The organism is Pelagimonas phthalicica, assembly GCF_004364805.1.
GTDB lineage: Bacteria > Pseudomonadota > Alphaproteobacteria > Rhodobacterales > Rhodobacteraceae > Pelagimonas > Pelagimonas phthalicica.
Window position 1 is genome coordinate 999,992 of record NZ_SOAP01000002.1, and the last position, 23,339, is coordinate 1,023,330.

A 23,339-nucleotide genomic window follows, 5' to 3' on the forward strand; every position below is an offset into this window, starting at 1 on the left:
TGTAAGTCACAACTTACCGTAAGCTATGACTTACGAAGATTCACCGATGCAACGCTCCCTCTCCGCGCTGAGTGATCCCACACGGCGCGCGGTGTTCGAAGCCGTGGCAGCACAGCCGCGTAGCGTGACTGAGCTGGCCAAGACCCAGCCCATCAGCCGCCCGGCGGTCAGCCAACATCTCAAGGTGTTGAGCGAGGCCAATCTGGTGCGCGCCGAAGCCCAGGGCACGCGGCGGATCTATCACCTCGACACTGCGGGACTCGCCGCTTTGCGTGACTATCTCGATCAATTCTGGACGGATGCTTTGGGGGCTTATGCCGCCGAAGTCCGCCGTCGCACCAAACCCAATTGAAGGACTTTCCATGTTAGAGCCAATCGTCAAGACCATCACCGTTCCCTGCGCGCAGGACAAAGCCTTTGAGATCTTTCTCGATATGCCAAGCTGGTGGCCGCTGGAAAAACGCTCCATGTCGCTGATGCGGGCCGGCGGCCCGGCCAAAAGCCTGACGGTTGATGCGCGCGAAGGTGGCAAGATTGTTGAAACTGCCCTGGATGACGCGGAATGGCATTGGGGAACCTTTGTACAATTTGACCCGCATGCCTTCTTGCAGATGACCTTTCATATGGGCCTGCCCGAGGACAAGACCGGCCTAGTGGATGTGCGCTTTACCCCGATCTCGGCGACAGAGACCCAGGTCGAGCTGACCCATCACAATTGGGAAGGCTACGAGGATATGGCCGAAATGATGTATCAGGGCTATGGCGGCAGCTGGGATCTGCTGTTTGTCGAGCATTTTGGTGCGGCCTGCGGCGAGTAAGCCAATTAAACTAAGAACGCTCTCGTGACCTTTCCGGATTGCCTGCAATCCGGTTCGCGCCCGACCCGCCCCCCAGGGCGGGCGCGAATGAAACCTCCACGGCAAACAACCTGCAGGTTTTGGATTACTAAAGCGGTCAACCAGTAAAACCGCACCCCCTCGGGCCGGGCGCGAACCTAAGTTTTTTTGACGAGTACAAAGGCGCGGCACCTTGTCTCTTAACATCCATGTGGAATGCATTAATTTTGCGCCATGCCCTATGCGTGGATTGATCCAACCCCAGACAATAACAGCACCGAGCTGCACCTGTGGCCCTATAACGCCCTGAAACCCGAAGGGTTCGCGGCGATGGTTCTGGGCTTTTTCACCTTTGCCTCGCTACCCCTTATTGCGGTGTTGGGGACCAAGCTGTTCTGGGGGCTGTTGCCCTTTATGTTGGCCGCCACCGCCGCGCTTTATTATGCGCTGCGCCGCAATGGGCGTGATCGCCAAATTCTGGAAGTTCTGACACTGACCCCGGAAAAGACCCGGCTGATCCACAGACCGGCCCGCGCCGAGGAACAAAGCTGGGAGGCGCAGACCTATTGGGTCAAGGTGGCAATGCATCCCTCTGGTGGGCCAGTGCCAAATTATGTAACCCTGTCGGGCAGCGGTCGCGAGGTTGAGCTTGGCGCGTTTCTGAGCGAAGAGGAACGCAAATCGCTTTACGCCGAAGTAAGCGACAGATTGCGCCAGATGGCGCATGGCAAAGAATAGGGTGACGTATGGCGCAAGCCCCGGCTACTTCGAAACCGCATCGTTTCGCGATGCGACTGGCCGCCCATTTGGGGCTGACCAATCTGATTCTGCGTCTGCAACCGGTCGAAAGCGAGATTGCCGCGCTTGAGCTGCGGGCTGAGGCGGCGCATGTTTTGCCGAGCGCGCGCAAGCAAGTAACCTTTCTGATCCCGCTGGTCGGGCCTCATCATGTGGGCGATTGGGAGGGGGTTGTTGAGCGGTTGAACGCCACGCTGCAATGCTTGTTGGCGCAGGATAATCCCAATTGGCAGGCGGTGATCTGTTGCCAAGAGCGCCCTGCCCTGCCCGATGATCCGCGCATTCACTATCTGCCCTTTGACGATCCAGAGCCGGGCAATGACAAATGGCGCAAACTGGCAGCGCTATGTGATGCCTTGCCCAAAGTGGCGCAACTGCCCGGCTATGTCATGAGCTTTGACGCAGATGACCTGCTTCGCCAGGGCGTCGTGGGCGAGATGCTGACCCGGCAGGCACCGGGCGGCTATCTGGTTGAGGCGGGCTATGTCATGGATGCGGGCACCGGGGTGATTGCGCTGGCAGACCGCCCGACCCTGTCCGAACCGCTGCGCAAACCGTTCTGGAAGCTGTGCGGGTCCTGTGCGGCTGTGGCCTATGACCCGGCCTTGCCCGGCAATGACGCGTTTTTGCGCGCGATGACAGCGCATGAGCACCGCATGTTCCCCTATCTGGCGGATTTGGCCGGGCATCGCCTGGCCCCGCTGGGCAAGCCTGCGGTCCTATACGTGCTGAATCATGGTGAGAATTTTGGCGCGCGGCGTGGTCGGGTCAGTTTCAAGACCCGTTTTGTCGAACGGTTCCAGATCGAGGACCCCGACGCGCTGGCGGAAATCGCCGAAGGATTTCCGCAGCCCTAGGGCGTAGACCCAGTTAAGAGGCCGAAAGGCGTTCCTTGACCTTGGGGCCGACGGCTCCAAAATCCATCTGACCTGTATACTTGGCCTTGAGCGCGCCCATGACGCGGCCCATGTCGCGGATCGAGTCGGCCCCAACCTCATCCACGGCGGCGGCAACGGCCTCGTTGATCTCATCCTCAGACAGCGCCTTGGGCAGGAATTCCGCGATCACCTCGATCTCGGCCAGCTCACGCTCGGCCAGATCCAGACGCCCGCCCTCTTCATAGGTCTTGGCGCTTTCGCGGCGTTGTTTGGCCAATTTATCAAGGATGGCAAGCACTTCTGCCTCGCCCACCCCGTCATCATTGCCCTCGGCCCGCGCGGCAATATCGCGATCCTTGATCGCTGCGTTGATCAGGCGGAGCGTGGAGAGGCGCATCGTCGCCTTGTCCTTCATCGCCTGTTTCACCGCAGCCGTGAGACGTGCACGCAGTTCCATGAGTTTTCCTATCCCCAGTTAACGGCCGATATTTTGGCCTGTTATCGCTCTTTCGTCGAACCCAAGAATGAAACCTACCCCAAGCCACCTCACATGGCAACAGCCGCGACCGACAATTCAAGCCATTGATTTGCAACGATATTTACTTTCAAAACCCCTCTTGACCCTGTGGCCCCTAGCCCGTAGTTTCCGCGCAATTTGCCAAAAGCCCGGAGAGTCGACATGTCTGCTGCCCAGACCAAGCCAACCGCATGCCTTGCGCTTGCTGATGGAACCATTTTCATGGGACAGGGGTTTGGCGCGACCGGGCGAACCGTGGCCGAACTGTGCTTTAACACAGCGATGACCGGCTATCAGGAAATCATGACTGACCCCTCTTATGCCGGGCAAATCGTGACCTTTACCTTCCCTCATATCGGCAATACCGGCGTCACCCCCGAGGATGACGAAACCGGGGATCCTGTGGCCGAGGGCATGGTGGTGAAATGGCAGCCAACCCAAAGCAGCAACTGGCGCGCGGCGCAGGAATTGTCAGATTGGCTGGCGGCCCGCGGCCGGATCGCCATTGGCGGCGTTGACACACGGCGCCTGACCCGCGCCATCCGTCAACAAGGTGCGCCTCATGTGGCTCTGGCCCATGATCCTGACGGGAATTTCGACATTGAGGCCCTGGTGGCCGAGGCGCGCAGCTTTAGCGGGCTCGAAGGTCTGGATCTGGCCAAGGATGTCACCTGCGCGCAAAGCTATCGCTGGGACGAGATGCGGTGGGCCTGGCCAGACGGCTACCCACGCCAGACCGCGCCCAAGCACAAGGTTGTCGCCGTTGATTTCGGTGCCAAGCGCAACATCCTGCGTTGCCTGGCCTCGGCGGGATGCGACGTGACAGTTCTGCCAGCAACCGCGACCTATGACGACGTCATGGCGCATAATCCCGATGGTGTGTTCCTGTCCAATGGTCCCGGTGATCCGGCTGCGACCGGCGAATATGCCGTGCCGATGATCAAAAGCCTACTCGACAAGACCGAGTTGCCGGTCTTTGGCATTTGTCTGGGTCACCAGATGCTGGCCCTCGCTCTGGGGGGAAAAACTGTTAAAATGAACCACGGTCACCATGGCGCGAACCACCCGGTCAAGGAACATGACACCGGCAAGGTTGAGATCACCTCGATGAACCACGGCTTTGCTGTGGATGCGCAAAGCCTGCCGCAAGGTGTTGTAGAAACACATGTTTCTCTGTTTGACGGCTCAAATTGCGGTATCAAGATCGAAGGCCGTCCGGTGTTCTCGGTGCAACACCACCCCGAGGCATCGCCCGGCCCTCAAGACAGTTTTTACCTTTTTGAGCGATTTGCAGCCTCAATGGCATGACATTGAAAAGGTTAAATTAACCGCTCGTTAAGGCTTCACATGCCATTTTCCCTACGGTTTTCGGACGGTAGGGACATGAACACGCATCGGCTGACCAAGACAGACTTATTGGCGCAGCAGGCTGGCAGCAAACGCGGCCTGCCTGTCAGCCATATCCTGATGGAAAGCGGGCAGGTTTCGTCCCGTGTCATGCTCGGCGCTTTGGCCGAGGCGGAGCGTCTGAAAAAACCGCTGGACCATGTGATTGCCGCCGAGGCGATTGTGTCGCGGGAATCGGTGCTTGAGGCGCAGGCACAGCATTTTGGGGCCCTGGCGCTCAGACGCGATGTGCACCCGCCAAGCGCCGAGATGGCGACGCTTCTTTCCGCCAGTTTTTGTTTGGAAAAGGGCGTCTATCCCTGGATGCGACTGGGCGACACGCTGGTCCTGGCGACCTCGCGACCAGACAGCTTTGCTGAAACCTTGAATGAACTGCCACCGGGGCTGGGCCCGGTGATGATGGCCTTGACGCTCGAGGCAGATATTCATGCGGAGATTGCCGCGCAGCATGGCGCAGCCTTGGCAAGACAGGCGGAAACCTGGGTGCCAGCCGAGGCCAGCTGTCGTGACCTCAGCCGCAGCACCGGGCAAACGCGGCTGTTTTCCTTTATTGCGGCGGCGATTTGCTTGACCTTGCTGGCCTGGCAACCGGTGCTTTTCTTTGCCGGTGCGCTGATCCTCGCGGTCATCTCGCTGAGCTTGTCCCAGGCGCTTAAGGTCGCGGCATTTTTCGCCCTGCCCAAACACCGCCCGGCACCAGAGGCGAAACTGCCCAAGGACCCGCCGACCGTGTCGATACTGGTGCCCTTGTTCAAGGAACAGGAGATTGCGCGCAGCTTGGTGACGCGCCTGTCGCGGCTGACCTATCCCAAATCGCTGCTCGACATCGTGCTCGTGCTTGAAGAGGATGATGAAACCACCCAGGCCACGCTGGCGCAAACACGGTTGCCGCCCTGGATCAGGGTGATCTCGGTGCCTCCGGGTGAGGTAACGACAAAACCGCGCGCGCTGAACTATGCCTTTCGCTTTACCAGTGGCGATATCATCGGGATCTATGATGCCGAGGACGCCCCTGCCCCGGATCAGATCGACAAAGTGGTCGATCATTTTGCCCGCGCCAGCCCCAAGGTGGGCTGCGTGCAGGGGATTTTGGATTTCTACAACCCGCGTGCCAATTGGCTGTCGCGCTGTTTCGCCGTGGAATATGCCAGCTGGTTTCGCATTCTTTTGCCGGGCGTCGCGCGCTTGGGCTTTGCCGTACCGCTGGGCGGGACGACAGTGTTTTTCCGGAGGCCGGTTCTGGAGGAGGTCTGCGGCTGGGACGCCCATAACGTCACCGAAGACGCCGATCTGGGCTTGCGCCTGGCTCGCCATGGCTATCGCACCGAGTTGATCCAGACCGTCACGCGCGAAGAGGCGAATAACCGGTTTTGGCCCTGGATTCGACAACGGTCGCGCTGGCTAAAGGGCTATGGGATCACCTGGTGGGTGCATACGCGCAACCCCCGGAAATTGTTGCAGGATATGGGGGCCTGGAAGTTTTTTGGCGTGCAGCTGATGTTTCTCTGCACCCTGATCCAATTCACCTTTGCCCCGGTGCTGTGGACATTCTGGCTGATACTCTTTGGCTTGCCGCATCCATTAGAGGGTATGATGACTTACCAGCAGGCTTTGGCGCTGACAGCGATTTTCCTCAGCGCCGAGGGGATCACGGTTTTGATCGGGTTTGCCGCCCTGTCGCGCAGCCCCCATCGCAGCCTCATCCCCTGGGTGCCGACGATGTTTGCCTATTTCCCGCTGGGAACCATTGCCGCTTACAAGGCGATTTCAGAAACGGTGACCAAACCGTTTTACTGGGACAAGACCGAACATGGCCATTCCCACCCGGATGACCCCGGTGCCGATCTGACGCACCATTAGCAGCGCTTAATTTCCCGCATCCAGTTTAAGGCGCGTCACAAAGGCGACCGAGATATGATCGCGCAGCGCCTTATAGGCCGCGTCCTCGTCCCGGCGGGCAATCGCATCGACAATGGCCTGGTGTTCCGCCAACGCATCTTCGCCCCGCCCCTCAGCCGCCAAAGAGGTGGTGGCCATCAGCGCCATGGAGCGATGCACAAGGTCCAGCTGCTGCACCAGAAACCTATTATGCGAGGCCTTGTGGATCATGGTGTGGAACCGGCGATTTGCCCGCGACAAAGCCGAAGGATCCGCGAGCAAGGCGCGATCCTCGACAACCATGTCGCGCAACACCTGCACTTCTTCCTCGGTCGCATGGCGCGCCGCCAGCCGGGCCGCCAATCCTTCCAACTCAGTACGCACCGCATAGAGTTCGGACATCTGGTTGTGATCCAGCGAGGCCACAATCAAAGACCGCCCATCCCGCGTCAAAAGCGATTGCGTTTCAAGCCGTTGCAGGGCCTCACGGATCGGGGTGCGTGAGACGCCAAACCGTTCGGCCAGCTCGCTTTCCACCAGACGGTCGCCCGGGCGATACAGCCCGCCATCAATGGCCTCCAGGATCAAGGCATAGGCGTCTTTGTTGTTTTTCACCTGGGACATGCGACCTCTCCCTTTCGCGTCGCGCCACGTTAAACGCCCCACAAGCCAAGTTTCAAGCGACATTGCCAGTTACGACCCGCCGCGCTACATCAGGAGCATGCCAAAACGCCACTTTGATCATGTCCGCACATGGGTCTTTGACCTGGATCACACGCTTTACCCGCCAAGCCAGCAGCTTTTCCCTCAGATCGAGGAAAAGATGACCGATTTTGTCATGCGTACACTGGACGTAGGCCGCGCACAGGCCGATCATCTACGCCGCACCTATTGGGCCGAACATGGCACGACCCTGGCCGGGTTGATGGCCAACCATGACATCGATGCAGATGCCTATCTGGACGAGGTGCATGACATCCGCTTTGACGTGCTTGAACCTGATCCCTACCTTGCTGATTTGCTTGCGCAATTGCCGGGCCGCCGGATTGTCTACACCAATGGCAGCGCCCCTTACGCGGCGCAGGTGCTCAAGGCGCGAGGGCTTGAGGCGGCGTTTGATGCGATCTATGGTGTCGAACATGCGGGCTATGTGCCCAAACCGCAAAGCGCTGCTTTTGAACGGGTTTTCGCGATGGATGGGTTGGATCCGACCCAGGCCGCCATGTTCGAGGACGACCCGCGCAACCTGGCCGCGCCGCATGCGATGGGGCTGCGCACGGTCCATGTCGCCCCGGAACCCGAAGCCGCCGATCATATACATCATCACACCGATGACCTGAATGATTTCCTGGGCCGCCTGGTCTGAAACCTGTACCTCTGCTGCACGTTCTGATCTGCGACTTTTTGCCAATGCCGCAGCGCAGCAATTCACCCTATATCAACCGGGCAACTTCAGGAGACGCATATGAGCGACGTAACACTCACCGCCCCGTTGACCACCGAAACCGCTGGCAGCTCGACCGAAAAATGGGCCTATCTGCTGGCTTTGGTTCTTGTGGCTGTTTTGGCGACGAACACGGCGCTCTTTGGTCTGGTCGGCCTGTCCATGACCGCTTTGGCGCTGGTCCCGGTCATGTTCATCACCCTGCTGACCATCACCGTCGGGCGCTAAGCCGCCCCTCTACGGGCCGGCCACACTGGCGGCCCCGGATGCGGAATAACACGATTGGCCGCATGGTCCTTGCGGCCTCTTTGCCCTAGATAACCGACAAGACACGTCGCGCCTTGGGAGGTCGGTTATGGATTATGATATCGTCATTTCGGGCGGCGGAATTGCCGGGCTCACCGCCAGCGCCGCCTTTGCTCAGGCCGGGTTTGACGTGCTCTGCGTCGATCCAACCCCGCCGATCACCGACCGCGACAGCGCCGGGGCCGATCTGCGCACCACAGCATTTTTGCAACCGGCACAAGGGTTTCTAGAGGAAATTGGCCTGTGGGACCGTCTTGCGGATCACGCCATGCCGCTGCAGACCATGCGGATCGTCGATGCGGGCGGGCCCGAACCAGTGGCGCGAGTTAGCAAGGATTTTGAAGCCTCCGACATCTCGGATCGCCCCTTTGGCTGGAACCTGCCCAATTGGTTGCTGCGCCGGGAAATGGCCGCCCAGCTCGCGGCGCTGCCTAATGTGGATTTCCGCCCTGGCACCGCGACCAAAACCCTGTTCACCCGCGACGCCGAGGCCCGTGTTGGCCTGTCCGATGGCTCGCGGGTGCGTTGCCATCTGGTGATTGCCTCCGATGGGCGCAACTCGCCCATGCGCAAGGCCGCCGGGATCGACGTCAAGACCACGCGCTTTGGCCAAAAGGCACTGGCCTTTGCCACCACCCATCCAATCCCGCATGACAATGTCTCGACCGAGATCCATCGCACAGGCGGCCCCTTCACCCTGGTCCCTCTGCCCGATTTTGACGGCCGCCCGTCATCGGCGCTGGTCTGGATGGAAGAAGGCCCCACAGCCGACGCGTTGATGGCGTTGCCCGACGCCGATCTCGAAGCCGCCATGACCGAGCGCAGTTGCCACCTATTCGGCCCGTTGAAACTGGCCTCGCAGCGCACGATCTGGCCGATCATTGCGCAGGAGGCCGAGCGCCTGACTGGTCAACGCCTAGCCCTTGTCGCCGAGGCTGCCCATGTGGTGCCCCCCATCGGTGCGCAAGGCTTGAACATGAGCCTCAAGGATATCACCGCCCTGTTGGACCTGGCCAAAGCTTCACCCGCGACCTTAGGCGACAGCGCCATGCTCGAGGCCTATCATCGCGCCCGCATCGCTGATATTCGCGCCCGCGTCGCCGGGATCACTTTGCTTAACAAAACCTCGATGCTGTCCAACCCGCTGCTGCGCGACACCCGCGCCGCCGCGCTCAACACACTTTACAGCGCCGCACCAATCCGAAAAACCCTGATGCAGCTCGGCCTCGGCACCAAATAAACGCCCCCGATAGAGGCATCCTGGGTTTCTTTGGGCCAAAAATATCCCGGGGGGAGTCGCCTTGGCGACGGGGGGCAGCGCCCCCCGCCCCGGTTCACCTCACAGAACCTCGTCCAACACCGCGCGCAACCGCGCAACCGTGCCATCGACATCATAGAGCTTGTCCAGGCCAAACAGGCCAAGTCGGAAGGTCGAAAACCCTTCGCCCTCGTCACATTGCAATGGCACGCCGGCAGCGATCTGCATACCGCGCGCAGCAAAGGCCTTACCGGTCTGGATTTCGGGATCAGACGTATAGCTCACCACCACACCCGGCGCGCCAAACCCATCGGCAGCCACCGAAGTGATGCCCTTTTCAGCCAAAAGCGCGCGGACCTTATTGCCCAGTTCAAACTGCGCCTCGCGCAGCTTTTCATAGCCATAATCGCGCGTCTCGATCATTGCGTCGCGGAACATCGCCAGGCCCTCGGTCGGCATCGTGGCGTGATAGGCATGCCCGCCACCCTCATAGGCGGCCATGATCGCGCGCCATTTCTTCAGATCGGCGGCAAAGCTGTCTGACGTGGTCTCTTCCATCCGGGCAACCGCGCGTTCCGAGAGCATGACCAGACCCGCACAAGGGGTCGAGGACCAGCCCTTTTGCGGGGCTGAGATCAGCACATCTACGCCGGTGGCTTTCATATCAACCCAGGCACAGCCCGAGGCGATGCAATCCAGCACCATCAACGCACCGACCTGATGCGCCGCTGTGGCCAATCGGGTCACATAACCATCCGGCAGGATCATACCCGAAGAGGTCTCCACATGCGGAGCAAAGACGATATCCGGCTTGGTCTCGGCAATCCGCGCTTCAACCTCTTCAATCGGGGCCGGGGCAAATGGCGCATCGGCCCCATTCCCAACCCGGCGGGCCATCATCACATCGGTCTGGTCGTTGAACGCGCCTGCGTCAAAGATCTGGCTCCAGCGAAAGGAAAACCAGCCATTGCGCACCACCAGAACATTGGCATCCCGTCCAAACTGACGGGCCACTGCCTCCATGCCAAAGGTGCCACCACCCGGCACCAGCGCCACGGCATCCGCCTTGTAAACCTCGCGCAGCCCCTCAGAGATGTCGCGCATCACCTGCTGGAATTTCGCCGACATATGATTGAGCGAGCGATCGGTGAAAACGACAGAAAATTCATCAAACCCATTCGGGTCAACATTATCGAGCAAAGCCATGGCGGCCCCCTATTCGCTGAGCGGTTTCAATTGATCTTGGGCATCCGGAGCGGAGGCGCAAAGCTTACCTAGGCGTAACGGGGCCAAAGGTGAAAGTGAACGCCAATTCCGACAGAAGTCACGCCACGTGCGCCATTCGTTAATCATGACTTGACGCTAAATCGGCCCCGGGCGGCGCTCTTCACTGAGCAAAACATTGGCCTCAACATTGCCCAGCCCCGGCAGTGTCATGATCCGCCGCCGCAGCACGCGCTCAAAGTCAGAAATGTCCCGCGCCACGACGCGCAGGCGGTAGTCATATAGGCCCAGCACGTGCTCGACCGTCTGCACTTCGGGAATGGCCCCAACCGCGCGTTCGAAATCTTCGAGCGACACCCGGCCTTTGGTCGCCAATTTCACACCCAGAAACACCGTCACCCCAAACCCAAGCGCGGCAGCATCAACCTCAAGCCGGGTTTCGCGAAAGATCCCCGCCTCGCGCAGGCGTTTGATGCGGCGCCAACAGGCAGGTTGCGACAGGCCGAGCTCTCTCCCTAATGCCCCGGCGGATTGCGTTGCGTCTTTGGCCAGCGCTCGGACCAGCGCGCGGTCCTTGTCATCCAATTCGATCATAGCGGCAGGCTTTCCTGACCTTTGACACGGGCCACCTGCATCAGGGCCTCGATATCGTTGATATGGGGCAGCACCAGCAATTGGTCGCGATAGAGCTGCTGATAATGCGCCATATCCCGGGCAATCACGGACAAACGCACATCGACCTGCCCCAGAAAGGTCTGAATCTCGATCACCTCAGCCACCTGCCGCGCTGCCGCAATAAATTCGTCAAAGGCGCGGGGCTGGGTTTTGTCCAGGGTCACGCGCAGGGACACTTCGACCTCATACCCCAAGGCTGGCCAATTGATGACACTGCGCACGCCTTTCAACACGCCGATATCCCGCATGCGCTCCAGACGACGCGACAGGGTTGTTGCCGTCACCCCCGCCTGCTCAGCCAGAATCGAGGCCGACATATCCGGGTCAGATTGATAGTAACGCAGAATGCGCCGATCCGTGTCATCAAGCATGAAAATTCCGCCAACCCCACTTTTTGCGAATACTTATGCTTCTTCTTGGCAAAAATACTCAAAAAACGCAAACACACTCGCGCCAGCCCGGGTATTTTGACCGCAATCATAACGCACACGCCAAATAAGGAAGAAAACCATGCGCGTTTACTACGACCGCGATTGCGACGTGAACATCATCAAAGAGAAAAAAGTCGCCATCCTCGGCTACGGCTCCCAGGGCCACGCCCACGCGCTGAACCTGCGCGATTCCGGTGCCAAGAACCTGGTTGTTGCCCTGCGCGAAGGCTCTCCTTCTGCCAAGAAAGCCGAAGGCGAAGGCCTGACCGTCATGGGTATCGCCGAAGCCGCCGCCTGGTGTGACGTGATCATGTTCACCATGCCCGATGAGCTGCAGGCCGAAACCTACAAGAAGTACGTGCATGACAACATCAAGCCCGGCGCAGCCATCGCCTTTGCCCACGGTCTGAACGTTCACTTCGGCCTGATCGAGCCAAAAGAAGGCGTTGACGTGATCATGATGGCCCCCAAAGGCCCAGGCCACACCGTGCGCGGCGAATACACCAAAGGCGGCGGCGTGCCTTGCCTGGTTGCGGTTCACACCGACGCCACCGGCAAAGCGCTGGAAACCGGCCTGTCCTACTGCTCTGCCATCGGTGGCGGCCGTTCCGGCATCATCGAAACCAACTTCCGCGAAGAATGTGAAACCGACCTGTTCGGTGAACAGGCCGTTCTCTGCGGTGGCCTGGTTGAGCTGATCCGCTGTGGCTTTGAGACCCTGGTCGAAGCTGGCTATGCGCCTGAAATGGCTTACTTTGAGTGCCTGCACGAAGTGAAGCTGATCGTTGACCTGATCTATGAAGGCGGCATCGCCAACATGGATTACTCGATCTCCAACACTGCGGAATACGGCCAGTATGTTACCGGCCCACGTATCCTGAACTACGACGAAACCAAAGCCCGCATGAAAGCAGTGCTGGAAGACATCCAGACCGGCAAATTCGTGCGTGACTTCATGCTGGAAAACGCCGTGGGTCAGCCGACCATCAAAGCGGCGCGTCGTCACAATGACGAGCACCAGATCGAAGCCACCGGCGCAAAACTGCGCGGCATGATGCCTTGGATCTCTGCTGGCAAGATGGTTGACAAAGAGCGCAACTAAGCGTTCGGTCATCTGACCAGAAACATGCCATTTGGCATGCGAGGGGCATCCGAATTTCGGGTGCCCTTACTCTTTGGAGAGTGTTTGGAGACAGCAAATGACCGACACCGCCACCCGCGCCGATTGGCTCTCTATCGTCATCCTCGCCCTCGTTTGGGGCAGTGCCTTTATGTTTATGTCGGTGGCGCTCGAAGGCTATGGGCCGATCACGGTGGCCACGGCGCGCACGACGTTGGCAGCGCTGGTTTTGCTCTCAATCATGCCCATGGTCGGGCAAAAGCTGCCGGGCAAGGACCCGGTGCTTTGGGGCTATATTGTCGTGACCGGCTTGCTGACCACCGCCATTCCCTTTGTGCTGCTCAGCTGGGGGCTGCAATATGTGCCCTCCTCCTTTGGTGGCCTGGCCATGTCGACCATTCCGCTGATGGTACTGGTTCTGGCGCATGTCTGGGGCGATGAGAGGATCTTTGCCCGCCGCGCTGCCGGGGTGGCGATTGGGTTTGCCGGGGCGCTGATCCTGATCGGGCCTGGGCTGTTTGAGCTTGGCCAATCCACCGCCCCCTTGGCGCAGCTTGCCTGCCTTGCGGCGGCGTTTTGCTATTCCGTCTCGTCGATCCTGACCCGCCGTTGCCCGCCGGTGGAGCCTTTGACCTTGGCAGCCGTGCCTTTGGCCATCGGGTCGATTGTTTTGATCCCGCTGATGCTGTGGTTCGAGGGCGTGCCCACGTGGCAAGGTCTGCGCCCGGGCGGCGCGATCCTGATGCTGGGCCTGATGCAAACCGCGGCGATGAACCTGCTGCGCATCCAGGTGATCCGCAGCGCCGGGTCAGTTTTCATGACACTGGTGAATTACCAGGTGCCAATCTGGGCGATGATCTATGGCACGCTTTTGCTGGGTGAAGATCTGCCTTGGCGCTTTTACCTCGCGCTGGTGCTCATCCTGTGCGGCCTCGCGCTTGGACAATGGCGCGCGCTCAAGGGGCTGCTACGCCGAAACTGAACACGCACGCACCATCACCCTGCGCGAACATGCAGTTGTTACAATATAACGCATCCCCATATCGGGCGCATGACCCAATATGACATCCAAACCCGTAAGGGCCTGCCACAGGAGATGCAGGCCCTGCTGACGGTCTTGCCACGCGATGGCTGGCGGGATCATCCCAACTTTGCCCGCTCGATCCAGAACTGGATGGGCGCGCACCAGATGTTTCGCGGCCTGACCGGGCAGATCCGGCAGGATAGCGAGGATTTTCTTGAGCAAAAGCAAGAGGATCAAACCTATGCGGCGCGTCTGGCACATTTTGGCATGCTGCTGTTCAACAACCTGCATGGCCATCACAGCTGGGAGGATCGCAGCTTTTTCCCAGAGCTGGAGGCCGCCGATCCACGCTTTGCCCGGGGTTTGGAGATGCTCGAAAGCGACCATGAGGCGCTGGATGGGCATCTGGATCAGTTTCGGCGCACCGGCAATCGGCTTGTGCAGCTCGCCACGCTGGACCCGACGCAGATGAAGGATGAGGCCGGGCAGATGCTGGACACCGTCACCACCATTGACGGGTTTCTGGAACGGCATCTGACCGATGAAGAGGATCTGGCCGTGCCGATCCTGTTGCATCACGCGCTGCGTGGGTAAAAACGGAGGGGCGGGGAGATCCCCGCCCTTTTCTATGTCCGTCCCCTGTTTGGGGCGATGTAGGGTGGGGTTTTACCCCACCTTAACCCTCAAGCTTGCTCAAATCCGCCACCTGAGAACAGATCGTGCGAATACGTGACAATAGGTTCAAGCGGTTGCGGCGGATGATGGAATTCTCTGAATTCACCTGCACCGCCTCGAAAAACGCATCAATCGGCGCGCGCAAAGAGGCCATGGCCTCCATCGCAGCGGCAAAATCCTCGCCCTGCATCGCCGGGGTGATCTTGGCCTCGGCCGCGTCCAGCGCCGCAAAGAGCGCCTTTTCGCTGTCCTCCTCGGCGAATTTCACATCCGCACCATAGGAATATTCCACCCCATCCTTTTCCTCGGCCTGAGACAGGATATTATTGGCGCGTTTGAACCCCTGGACAAGGTTTTCCCCATCATCGGTTTTCATAAACGCCGCCAAGGCCTCGGCGCGGGTGACAAGCAGACGAATGTCGTCAGAGCCTTCCATGGCAAGGCAGGCATCGATCACGTCGTGACGAATGCCCTCGTCGCGCAAGTGGACCTTAAGGCGGTCATGGAAGAAGGAGAGCAGATCGGTCGACGTGTCCGGCACGACTTGCTCCAAAGAGGAGAAACCATTGGTGCGCTCTTCGCCTGCTTCTAGAACAGTGCGGAACGCCGCGCCAAAAACACCGTGCTCGGCGATTTCCGCAATCAAAGCAGTGGCTTCATCCTGGCGCAGATCTTCAATGATCTTGACCTTGTGGCGCACCAATTGGGCGTCGATGAAACGATCCAGCTTCATGCGGGCACTATTGGCCAGAACAAGACGGATCACACCGAGCGCCGCGCGGCGCAGGGCGTAGGGGTCTTTCGACCCGGTGGGTTTCTCGTCGATGGCCCAGAACCCGGTCAGGGTGTCGAGCTTATCGGCAAGCGCCACGGCGACTGAGACCGGCGCGGTAGGCACATCATCTGAGGGGCCAAGCGGCGAATAGTGTTCTTCGCAGGCGGCGGCGACCGATGCGTCCAGCCCCGCGGCCTGCGCATAATACCGCCCCATAAGCCCCTGAAGTTCCGGGAATTCATAGACCATTTCCGAGCTGAGATCGGCTTTGGCCACGCGCGCTGCTTGCTCGGCCAAATCGGCATCGGCCCCGACAGCGGGCGCAATCTCGCGCGCCAAGGCAGCGATGCGATCAATCCGCTCAGCCTGAGAGCCCAACTCACGGTGGAAGGTCACGTTGGACAATCGGTCTGTCCAGGCAGACAGCCCTTGACGTTGCGCCACGCGCAGGTCGTTTTCCCAAAAGAATTTCGCATCCGCCAGACGCGCCGCCAGCACCTTTTGGTTGCCCGCAAGGATCGTCGCGCCATGATCTGCTGTTTCGATATTGGAAACGGTGATCCATTTCTCAATCCGGCCCGTCTTGGGGTTGCGCACGGAAAAGAACTTCTGGTGCTCTTTCATCGAGGTCTGCAACACCTCTGGCGGCAGGCCAAGGAAATCCTCTTCGATGTCGCCCATCAGCACGACCGGCCATTCCACCAACCCGGCGACCTCGCGCAAAAGCCCCTTGTCTTCAACAACTTCCAAGCCCAGCGCAAAGGCGGCATTGGTGGCGTCGTTCCAGATCGCCTCTTGCCGCTCTTCCGAGGACAGCACAACAAAGTTGCGTTTCAGCTGCGCTTCATAATCCTCGAACGAGGTCACAGTGAACGCGCCGCCGCCCATAAAGCGATGGCCTTCTGTTTGCTGTCCCGCAACAATCCCGTCAATATCCAGCGACACAACCGAAGCCCCGGCTTCATCGCTCAGGATACAGGTGATGCGGTGCAGCGGGCGCACCCAGCGCAAAGACCCAGCGCCCCAGCGCATGGATTTCGGCCAAGGGAAGTTCCGGATGGTCTTTTCCAGTACCTCAGCGACAATCTCAGCCGCCGGGCGGCCCTCGGTCACAACGGTGGCGTAGTAAAAGCTGCCTTTTTTGTCTTCGCGTTCTTCAAGCTGATCGCGGGTGACACCTGCGCCGCGCATGAACCCCTCAAGCGCTTTGTCAGGCGCGCCGACCTTGGGGCCGCGACGTTCTTCGCGCAGGGTGGGCGATTGCGCCAGCAGCCCGTCCAGCGCCAGGGTCAACCGGCGCGGCGTGGAAAAGGCGCGCGCGCCAGCATAAGTCAGCCCCGCCTCGACCAGACCATCGGTGACCAGCTTTTGCAGATCCGCCGCCGCTTTGCCTTGCATACGGGCGGGGATTTCTTCGGAAAACAGTTCGATCAGCAAATCAGGCATCGGGTCAGTCCTCATCTCGGGGCGGGCAATCTCTGCCCAGTGGTGAGCCGTCGTAGGCCTTGTCACCACAGTCATTAATCTCGTGCCAGACATAGCCGCGCCCATCATCGGTGATGGCCACCACGCGGTCGATGCCCCATTCAAAATTGCGCTGGCCGGTAAAGACCAGGGCGGTGCCTGCCTCGATCTCTTGGCCAATCGCGGCCGCATCAAAGCAGTCGAACCAATCGGGGGCGTTTTTCGGCGATGCGCCCTCGTAGGGTTCGTAAGTTTCGGTCAACATCGGGAAAGACATCGAGGTCTTGAAACAGGCGCGATAGCGGATCGGCGAGCTTTCGGCGTCGATGGCCGTGAAATCCTCGTAAAGGATCGGCTCGGGTTCACCACTGGCGAACAGGGTCAGTTCCACATCCGTGGTCCCGTTGACCGGGACCTCGTTATAGAAGTGATAAATCTGCATGTAGTAGACGACAGCACCAAAAACCAAAGCGCTCATAACAATTCCCCCACCGATGAGTTTGCCTGCGCTCACGCGACATATCCCCCGGCTTCTGTCTGAACGAACGCATCCGCGCAAAGCTTGGTCAGCGCCCGCACACGGCCGATATAGGCCTGACGTTCGGTGACCGAGATCACGCCGCGCGCATCCAGCAGGTTGAAGATATGGCTGGCCTTGATCGCCTGATCATAGGCCGGGTGCGCCATGATGATGCGCTTGCCAGTCTTTGGATCCTCAGCCGGAGCGTCGATGATACGGGCACATTCGGCCTCGGCCTCTTCAAAGTGGCGCAGCAGCGTGTCGGTGTCGGCCACGTCAAAGTTCCAGCGCGAATATTCCTGTTCGGTTTGCTTGAACACATCGCCATAGGTCAACGGGCTGGGCGATTGCGGATCGTTGAACGGCATATCCATCACGTGATCCACACCCAGCACATACATGGCCAGACGTTCCAGACCATAAGTCAGCTCACCAGACACCGGGTGGCAATCATGGCCGCCCACCTGTTGGAAATAGGTGAACTGGCTGACTTCCATCCCGTCGCACCAGACCTCCCAACCCAGGCCCCAGGCCCCCAGTGTCGGAGATTCCCAATCATCCTCGACAAAGCGCACATCATGCAGCGCCATATCAATGCCAATCGCCTCCAGAGAGCCCAGGTAAAGTGCCTGAAGGTCGGGCGGCGATGGTTTGATGATCACCTGATACTGGTAATAATGCTGTAGCCGGTTGGGATTCTCACCATAACGACCATCGGTCGGGCGGCGCGAAGGCTGCACATAGGCGGCTGTCCAGGGCTTGGAGCCAAGCGAGCGCAAGGTGGTGGCCGGGTGGAACGTCCCTGCCCCGACCTCCATGTCGTAAGGCTGTAGAATCGCACAACCTTTTGACGCCCAGTAGGTTTGAAGGCGCAGGATGATTTCCTGAAAACTTCTTGGTTTGGGCAATGTCTCGGCCATGTCTGTCTTCCCGGTCTCGCGTCGCATCATACGTTGCGCCTGATTAGGCGGGCTGATGGGCGGGGTCAACCGCAGCGCCCATGTATAAGCCACTTTTGACGTGCAACCGGTTCTGCATCTGCTAAGACTAGGCCGAAGGACAGGATTGAAGTGTGACCCAGAGGTCGAAATTGCGAATGAAGAAAAGTTTGATTGGCGGGCTGGCAGCCCTGATGCTCACGGCAAATGTTGCCTTTGCACAGGAAGATACGGTGTTCATTCAGATCGAGGCACGGACCTCTTTGAATGGTGCGCAGCAAAGCGTGAACAAATACACCGGGAGCTTGCAGGATGTGAACGGGTTTTCGCTGGGCGGCGGCTGGTATGGTGTGGCGCTTGGCCCCTATAGCCGGACCGAAGCACAGCAAGTCTTGCTGAACCTGCAAAATCGCGGGCTGATCCCCGCAGATGCTTATATCGAAGTGCCGCGCGCCTATGGTCGCCAATTCTGGCCGGTTGGCGCGCAGGTGCTGGACGGGCTGGCACCGGTCCCGGCACCCGAAGTCGCAGACCCAGCGCCGGAGCCCGCCGAGGCCCCCGTTGCCGAAGTCGCACCTACACCGGAGCCAACTGTGGAACCCGTGGCCGAGGCAACGCCTGTCCCTGCAGAGCCAGAAGTGGTCGAGGAAACCCCACGTCAGGCCCGTGCCAGCGAACGCGCATTGAACCGTGAGCAGCGCGAAGAGCTGCAGATCGCGCTGAAATGGGCCGGTGTATACACCTCGGGCATTGATGGTGCCTTTGGCCGTGGCACACGCCGGGCCATGGCCGCCTGGCAGGAACAGAACGGGTTTGAGGAAACTGGCATTCTGACCACCCTGCAACGGGCAGAATTGCTGCGTCAGTATAACTCCATACTGGATGGTATGGACATGGCCGTCTACACCGATCCACGCGCCGGTATCTCGGTGCAACTGCCTATGGGCGCAGTGAAATTTGACCGCTACGAGGCCCCGTTTGCTTTGTTTGACGGGACCGGTGTTGTTGAGGGCGCGCAGCTCTTGCTGATCAGCCAACCCGGTGACCGAAAGACTATGAATGGTCTCTATGAGATCATGCAAACCCTCGAAATCGTTCCCTTGGATGGTGAGCGCAAGCGCGAAAAGAACGGGTTTTTGCTGACCGGCAACAATGCCCGTATCACCAGCCATACCGAGGTGGGCCTGCGCAATGGCGAGATCAAAGGCTTTACCCTGATCTGGCCAACCGGTGACGAAGATCGCCGGACCCGAGTTCTGGGGCTGATGCAGAAAAGCTGGCAGCGCACCGATGGCGTACTGGACCCGGCGGCGGTGACCGATGCTGGTCAGGCGGTTGATCTGGTCTCGGGCCTAAAGGTGCGCACGCCACGTGAAAACGCCTCGGGCTTTTTCGTCGACAACTCCGGCACGGTGTTGACCAGCGCCGCGACGGTTGCGGGTTGTTCACGGGTGACTTTGGACGGCGTGTTTGACGCCAAGCTGATCGCCAGCGATGACGGGCTGGGCGTGGCCGCCCTGCGCCCCACCAATGCGCTGGCCCCACGTCGCGTCGCGGCCTTCCGCACCGATAGCCCGCGCCTGCAATCCGAAATTGCTGTCGCAGGCTACAGCTTTGGCGGCCGTCTGAGCGCGCCAACCCTGACTTTCGGCACATTGGAAGATCTGCAGGGGTTGGGTGGCGAAACGCAGATCGCCCGTCTTGGCCTGTCCGCCCTGCCCGGTGACGCCGGTGGGCCTGTCTTTGATGGCGGCGGCATGGTTGTTGGCATGATGCAGACCAAAGCCGATGGCGGATCGCGCCGCCTGCCCGAAGATGTGAGCTTTGCCGCCAAAACCGGGGAGTTGCTGAGCTTTCTGCAATCCAACGGCATTCGCCCCGTCGCCCGCGGCGGCGCTGGCGTCATGGCCCCCGAGGATCTGACGGCGCTGGCTGCGGATACAACCGTTTTGGTCAGCTGCTGGGAATAACCCGGCCAAAGGCTTTAAAGCAGCGGATTGGGCGGCCCTGTAAAGGCCGCCCTTTTTTAGGGCCTGTTAACATGATGAAAAACGCACTGGTTTCTGTCCAAAATCCGCTGATACAAGGCGTTTTCGCGCCGACAGGGTGGCCCCCTTTCAAGCGAAAACAACGAAGGAGCAGCGGATTTTGGCGAAATCCCGAAGGGACGCGGCGGATTTTGCCCCCGACATCGCTGATTTGCCCTTCCGATTACCCAGATCGCCACGGTCAAATCACCTCATCGGTGGCAAAATCCGACACGCGCCAGTGCGCTTTTCATCGAGTTAACAGGCCCTAACTCACCTGCGATAATTTGCCCCAAGCCATCCGGAATGACAGGCCTGTGACTCATCAGCGTTTCCAATGAAGGAAGCCCATGATTTCACGGCCTTTCGCTTGTGGCTCAAGAGCGGAAACCAGGCCCATTCCGTCTTGAGGCGCTGGAAACGCGTTAACGTTTCGTTAATCCGGGTTGTCACAAGACGGAAGGCGCTTATGCTGCCGGTCAGGAAAGAGGTGCCGCAGTGCAGAAACCAGACGAGCAAAACCCGGATGTGACATTGATCACGCCCTCTTCGCCCATGGCGACGCCAACCCATGGCGGACGGGCGAAATGCTTGCAGCGTTTGGTGCGTCTGGACTTGCCCGTGCCTCAGACCGTCGCCCTATCCTTTGACATGGTGCACAAAATCGCCGGGGGCGATATGCCGGACATGCAGGCGCTGGTCGCAGCCTTTGGCCAGGGCGCGCTGCTTTGCGTGCGCCCCTCTAGCGAGGATCCGGATTGGGGCGGACCGGGGGCGATCCTGAATATCGGCATGAATGATGACCGTTTGCGGGATCTGACAGAAACGCTGGGCGCAGAGGCGGCGGCGGAGCTCTATCTGCGATTTGTTCAAAGCTTTGCCATTCACGTCGCGCGGCTGGACCCCGACCTGTTCGAAGAGATCGAAGCCACTGGTGCCGAAGGGCTGGCTGAGGCCCTGCGCGCCTATGAGGACGAGGCCGAAGAGGAATTCCCGCAGGATCCCGCCGTGCAGCTGAGCGAGGTGTTGCGGTCAATGGCGCGCGCTTGGGAAGGCACAACTGCGCGTCTGCTACGTCAGGCCAAAGGAGCCCCAATGGATGCAGGGCTGGGCCTTGTGGTGCAGGAAATGGCGCTGGGGCTTGGTCAGGGCGAATGCGGCTCGGGCGTTTTGCAACTGGTCAACTCGGACACCGGTCTGCCGCAGGTCACGGGGCGTTACCTGAGCCAAAGCCAAGGGCGCGAGGCCCTGCAACAGGAGAGCGAAAGCCTCTATCTGGTCAAAGACCCGCGCGGCCCTTCGCTGGAAGAGGCTGAACCCGAGATTTTTTCCCGCCTGCAAGTCCATGCCGAGCTGATGCGGCGTAAGTTGCGCGAAGAGATGCAGATCGAATTCACCTTGGTGGGCGGCGAAGTGCATATTCTGGACGGTGTGCGCGTGCAGCGCTCGGCCCGCGCCGGGGTTCGGATTGCTGTGCGTCTGGCCGAAGACGGGATTATCTCGCGACAAGAGGCGGTGATGCGGATCGAACCGCGTGCCATTTCTGAGTTGCTGCATCGTCAGGTCGCTCCGGATGCACCACGCGATGTGATCGGCGCGGGCATTGCTGCCTCTCCCGGTGCGGCGACCGGCAAAATTGTGTTTTCAGCGACCGAGGCGCAGGCCTCGCTTGCCCGAAACGAAGCCTGCATTCTGGTGCGGCGTGAAACCTCGCCCGAGGATATTCGCGGCATGCATGCAGCGGCGGGCGTTTTGACGGAACGCGGCGGCATGACCAGCCACGCCGCGGTAATCGGTCGTGGCTTGGGCAAACCTTGTGTGGTTGGCGCGGCCAAGATGAAGCTGAACCTGAAGCGCAAGACCATCACCTCGGCCACAGGCAAGGTGTTTCGCGCGGGCGATGTCATCACTCTGGACGGCACGTTAGGGCAGATCCTGGCCGGTGAACCCGATACAATCGAAGCCGCCCTTGATGATGCGTTTCAGACGCTCATGGCCTGGGCTGATGAAGCGCGTGACATCGAAATCCGCGCCAATGCCGACACCCCTGCCGATGCTGCCACAGCGCGCAACTTTGCCGCCGAGGGGATCGGGCTGTGCCGTACGGAACATATGTTCTTTGAAGCGGATCGCATCACGCCCATGCGCGAGATGATCTTTGCCGATACGCCCGAAGATCGCCAGGCGGCTTTGGCAATCCTCTTACCCATGCAGCGCGCGGATTTTTCCGAGCTGTTTCGCATCATGGAAGGGTTGCCGGTGGTGATCCGCCTGTTCGATCCGCCCTTGCATGAATTTCTACCCAGCGACCGCCCCGGTTTGCGCGACTTGGCCGAGGCGCTGGACCTGCCGGTCTCTGATGTGACGCGCCGGGTTGAGGCCTTGGGCGAATATAACCCGATGCTCGGCCTGCGCGGAGTGCGTTTGGGAATCACCCTGCCAGAAATCTATGACATGCAGGCCCGCGCGATTTTTGAGGCGACCTTGGATGCCCTCGAGGATGGCGACCCGGTGGAGCCGGAGATCATGCTGCCGCTGGTGTCAGCCAAGCGCGAAGTTGAGCTGATCCGTTCGCGGATTGACGCGGTGGCTGCTGCCGTGCGTGCCGAACGCGGCGAGGAATTCACCTATCGTCTTGGGGTCATGGTCGAAACGCCCCGCGCCTGTCTGCGCGCCGGGGATATCGCACCACATGCGCAATTTTTGTCATTTGGGACCAACGACTTGACCCAGATGACCTATGGACTGTCGCGCGACGATGCCGGACGTTTCATGTCCGATTACGTCCGTCAGGGCGTCTTTGGCGAAGATCCGTTCCATGTTTTGGACATCGAAGGCGTCGGCGAATTGCTGGCCATCGGGGCAGAGCGCGCCCGAATGATCCAGCGTGATGTCACCTTGTCGATCTGCGGAGAACATGGCGGCAATCCGGCCTCTATCGCATTTTGTCGCGCCGTCGGTATGAATTACGTAAGCTGTTCGCCTTTCCGGGTCCCCGTGGCCCGTTTGGCAGCGGCACAATTAGCGATAGCCGACAAGATCAGCTGAGTCTGGCGTACCCAGCCCCAAGATGTGGCCGGGTTTACGCAATTTGCATAATTTTGTATGTAACAGATGTTTGAAACCGGGATCCGTCCCGGTTTT

The 23,339-nt window shown here is 59.8% G+C and carries 22 protein-coding genes; 14 read left to right on the forward strand and 8 right to left on the reverse strand.

Translation table 11 applies throughout. The features are described 5' to 3' along the window. The first annotated feature begins 46 nt into the window (after positions 1–46). The 4 genes from CLV87_RS14965 to CLV87_RS14980 all read left to right on the forward strand — a co-directional run bounded on the left by CLV87_RS14965 (position 47) and on the right by CLV87_RS14980 (position 2,491). Entirely contained in the window at positions 47–352 is a 306-nt protein-coding gene (locus CLV87_RS14965) for an ArsR/SmtB family transcription factor (RefSeq protein ID WP_328591543.1), read from the forward strand. 10 nt (positions 353–362) lie between these two features. Further along, positions 363–818: an SRPBCC domain-containing protein gene (locus tag CLV87_RS14970; protein WP_166652761.1), complete on the forward strand. Its 456-nt coding sequence runs from the start codon at positions 363–365 to the stop codon at positions 816–818. Positions 819–1,070: 252 nt separating this feature from the next. Continuing rightward, complete coding sequence (locus tag CLV87_RS14975) at positions 1,071–1,574, forward strand: DUF2244 domain-containing protein (protein WP_099246633.1); 504 nt, start codon at positions 1,071–1,073, stop codon at positions 1,572–1,574. Between the two features lie 8 nt (positions 1,575–1,582). Further along, positions 1,583–2,491 carry a hypothetical protein gene (locus CLV87_RS14980; RefSeq protein WP_099246635.1) on the forward strand — a complete coding sequence of 303 codons (909 nt, stop codon included), beginning with the start codon at positions 1,583–1,585 and terminating at the stop codon, positions 2,489–2,491. Positions 2,492–2,504: 13 nt separating this feature from the next. On the opposite strand, the gene CLV87_RS14985 is transcribed toward CLV87_RS14980, so the two are convergent. Then, positions 2,505–2,969, reverse strand: a complete 465-nt coding sequence (locus tag CLV87_RS14985) for a GatB/YqeY domain-containing protein (RefSeq protein WP_099246637.1) — start codon at positions 2,967–2,969, stop codon at positions 2,505–2,507. Positions 2,970–3,191: 222 nt separating this feature from the next. Between CLV87_RS14985 and carA the strand changes: the two genes are divergently transcribed. Continuing rightward, the gene (gene carA / locus CLV87_RS14990) at positions 3,192–4,337 is read left to right on the forward strand and encodes a glutamine-hydrolyzing carbamoyl-phosphate synthase small subunit (protein ID WP_099246639.1); all 1,146 of its coding nucleotides are present in this window, start codon (positions 3,192–3,194) and stop codon (positions 4,335–4,337) included. A gap of 75 nt (positions 4,338–4,412) precedes the next feature. Further along, the gene (locus CLV87_RS14995) at positions 4,413–6,296 is read left to right on the forward strand and encodes a glycosyltransferase (protein ID WP_235871944.1); all 1,884 of its coding nucleotides are present in this window, start codon (positions 4,413–4,415) and stop codon (positions 6,294–6,296) included. A gap of 6 nt (positions 6,297–6,302) precedes the next feature. On the opposite strand, the gene CLV87_RS15000 is transcribed toward CLV87_RS14995, so the two are convergent. Next, on the reverse strand, positions 6,303–6,938 hold the full coding sequence (locus tag CLV87_RS15000) for a GntR family transcriptional regulator (protein WP_099246641.1): 636 nt from the start codon (positions 6,936–6,938) through the stop codon (positions 6,303–6,305). A gap of 97 nt (positions 6,939–7,035) precedes the next feature. Here CLV87_RS15000 and CLV87_RS15005 point away from each other — a divergent pair, with 97 nt between their 5' ends. From CLV87_RS15005 to CLV87_RS15015, 3 genes are all read left to right on the forward strand, one after another. Continuing rightward, entirely contained in the window at positions 7,036–7,680 is a 645-nt protein-coding gene (locus CLV87_RS15005; RefSeq protein ID WP_099246643.1) for a pyrimidine 5'-nucleotidase, read from the forward strand. Between the two features lie 99 nt (positions 7,681–7,779). Further along, the gene (locus CLV87_RS15010) at positions 7,780–7,986 is read left to right on the forward strand and encodes a hypothetical protein (protein WP_099246645.1); all 207 of its coding nucleotides are present in this window, start codon (positions 7,780–7,782) and stop codon (positions 7,984–7,986) included. 127 nt (positions 7,987–8,113) lie between these two features. Beyond that, positions 8,114–9,304, forward strand: coding sequence for a UbiH/UbiF family hydroxylase (locus CLV87_RS15015; protein ID WP_099246647.1), 1,191 nt, complete (start codon positions 8,114–8,116; stop codon positions 9,302–9,304). A 99-nt stretch (positions 9,305–9,403) separates the two neighbouring features. On the opposite strand, the gene CLV87_RS15020 is transcribed toward CLV87_RS15015, so the two are convergent. The 3 genes from CLV87_RS15020 to CLV87_RS15030 form a co-directional block, all read right to left on the reverse strand. Then, on the reverse strand, positions 9,404–10,528 hold the full coding sequence (locus tag CLV87_RS15020) for an aminotransferase class V-fold PLP-dependent enzyme (RefSeq protein ID WP_099246649.1): 1,125 nt from the start codon (positions 10,526–10,528) through the stop codon (positions 9,404–9,406). Between the two features lie 156 nt (positions 10,529–10,684). Further along, a complete protein-coding gene (locus CLV87_RS15025; RefSeq protein ID WP_099246651.1) occupies positions 10,685–11,140 on the reverse strand; it encodes an Lrp/AsnC family transcriptional regulator in 456 nt (151 codons plus the stop codon). Continuing rightward, entirely contained in the window at positions 11,137–11,592 is a 456-nt protein-coding gene (locus tag CLV87_RS15030) for an Lrp/AsnC family transcriptional regulator (protein WP_099246653.1), read from the reverse strand. Before CLV87_RS15030 ends, CLV87_RS15025 begins: the two co-directional genes overlap by 4 nt. Before the next feature lie 139 nt (positions 11,593–11,731). Here CLV87_RS15030 and ilvC point away from each other — a divergent pair, with 139 nt between their 5' ends. The 3 genes from ilvC to CLV87_RS15045 all read left to right on the forward strand — a co-directional run bounded on the left by ilvC (position 11,732) and on the right by CLV87_RS15045 (position 14,390). Then, positions 11,732–12,754: a ketol-acid reductoisomerase gene (ilvC, locus tag CLV87_RS15035; protein ID WP_099246655.1), complete on the forward strand. Its 1,023-nt coding sequence runs from the start codon at positions 11,732–11,734 to the stop codon at positions 12,752–12,754. A 97-nt stretch (positions 12,755–12,851) separates the two neighbouring features. Beyond that, positions 12,852–13,754: a DMT family transporter gene (locus CLV87_RS15040; protein WP_099246657.1), complete on the forward strand. Its 903-nt coding sequence runs from the start codon at positions 12,852–12,854 to the stop codon at positions 13,752–13,754. Between the two features lie 69 nt (positions 13,755–13,823). Continuing rightward, positions 13,824–14,390, forward strand: coding sequence for a hemerythrin domain-containing protein (locus tag CLV87_RS15045; protein WP_099246659.1), 567 nt, complete (start codon positions 13,824–13,826; stop codon positions 14,388–14,390). 82 nt (positions 14,391–14,472) lie between these two features. Here CLV87_RS15045 and glyS read toward each other — a convergent pair whose 3' ends face one another. The 3 genes from glyS to CLV87_RS15060 are packed head-to-tail and all read right to left on the reverse strand — an operon-like array spanning position 14,473 to position 18,150. After that, entirely contained in the window at positions 14,473–16,692 is a 2,220-nt protein-coding gene (gene glyS, locus CLV87_RS15050) for a glycine--tRNA ligase subunit beta (RefSeq protein ID WP_099246661.1), read from the reverse strand. Positions 16,693–16,696: 4 nt separating this feature from the next. Next, positions 16,697–17,188: a DUF6446 family protein gene (locus CLV87_RS15055; RefSeq protein WP_099246663.1), complete on the reverse strand. Its 492-nt coding sequence runs from the start codon at positions 17,186–17,188 to the stop codon at positions 16,697–16,699. A gap of 32 nt (positions 17,189–17,220) precedes the next feature. Further along, positions 17,221–18,150: a glycine--tRNA ligase subunit alpha gene (locus CLV87_RS15060; protein WP_099247824.1), complete on the reverse strand. Its 930-nt coding sequence runs from the start codon at positions 18,148–18,150 to the stop codon at positions 17,221–17,223. Positions 18,151–18,326: 176 nt separating this feature from the next. On the opposite strand from CLV87_RS15060, the gene CLV87_RS15065 reads away from it, so the two are divergent. Next, entirely contained in the window at positions 18,327–20,138 is a 1,812-nt protein-coding gene (locus tag CLV87_RS15065; protein WP_099246665.1) for a serine protease, read from the forward strand. A 612-nt stretch (positions 20,139–20,750) separates the two neighbouring features. Next, positions 20,751–23,243, forward strand: a complete 2,493-nt coding sequence (locus tag CLV87_RS15070) for a putative PEP-binding protein (RefSeq protein ID WP_099246669.1) — start codon at positions 20,751–20,753, stop codon at positions 23,241–23,243. Positions 23,244–23,339 lie beyond the last annotated feature (96 nt).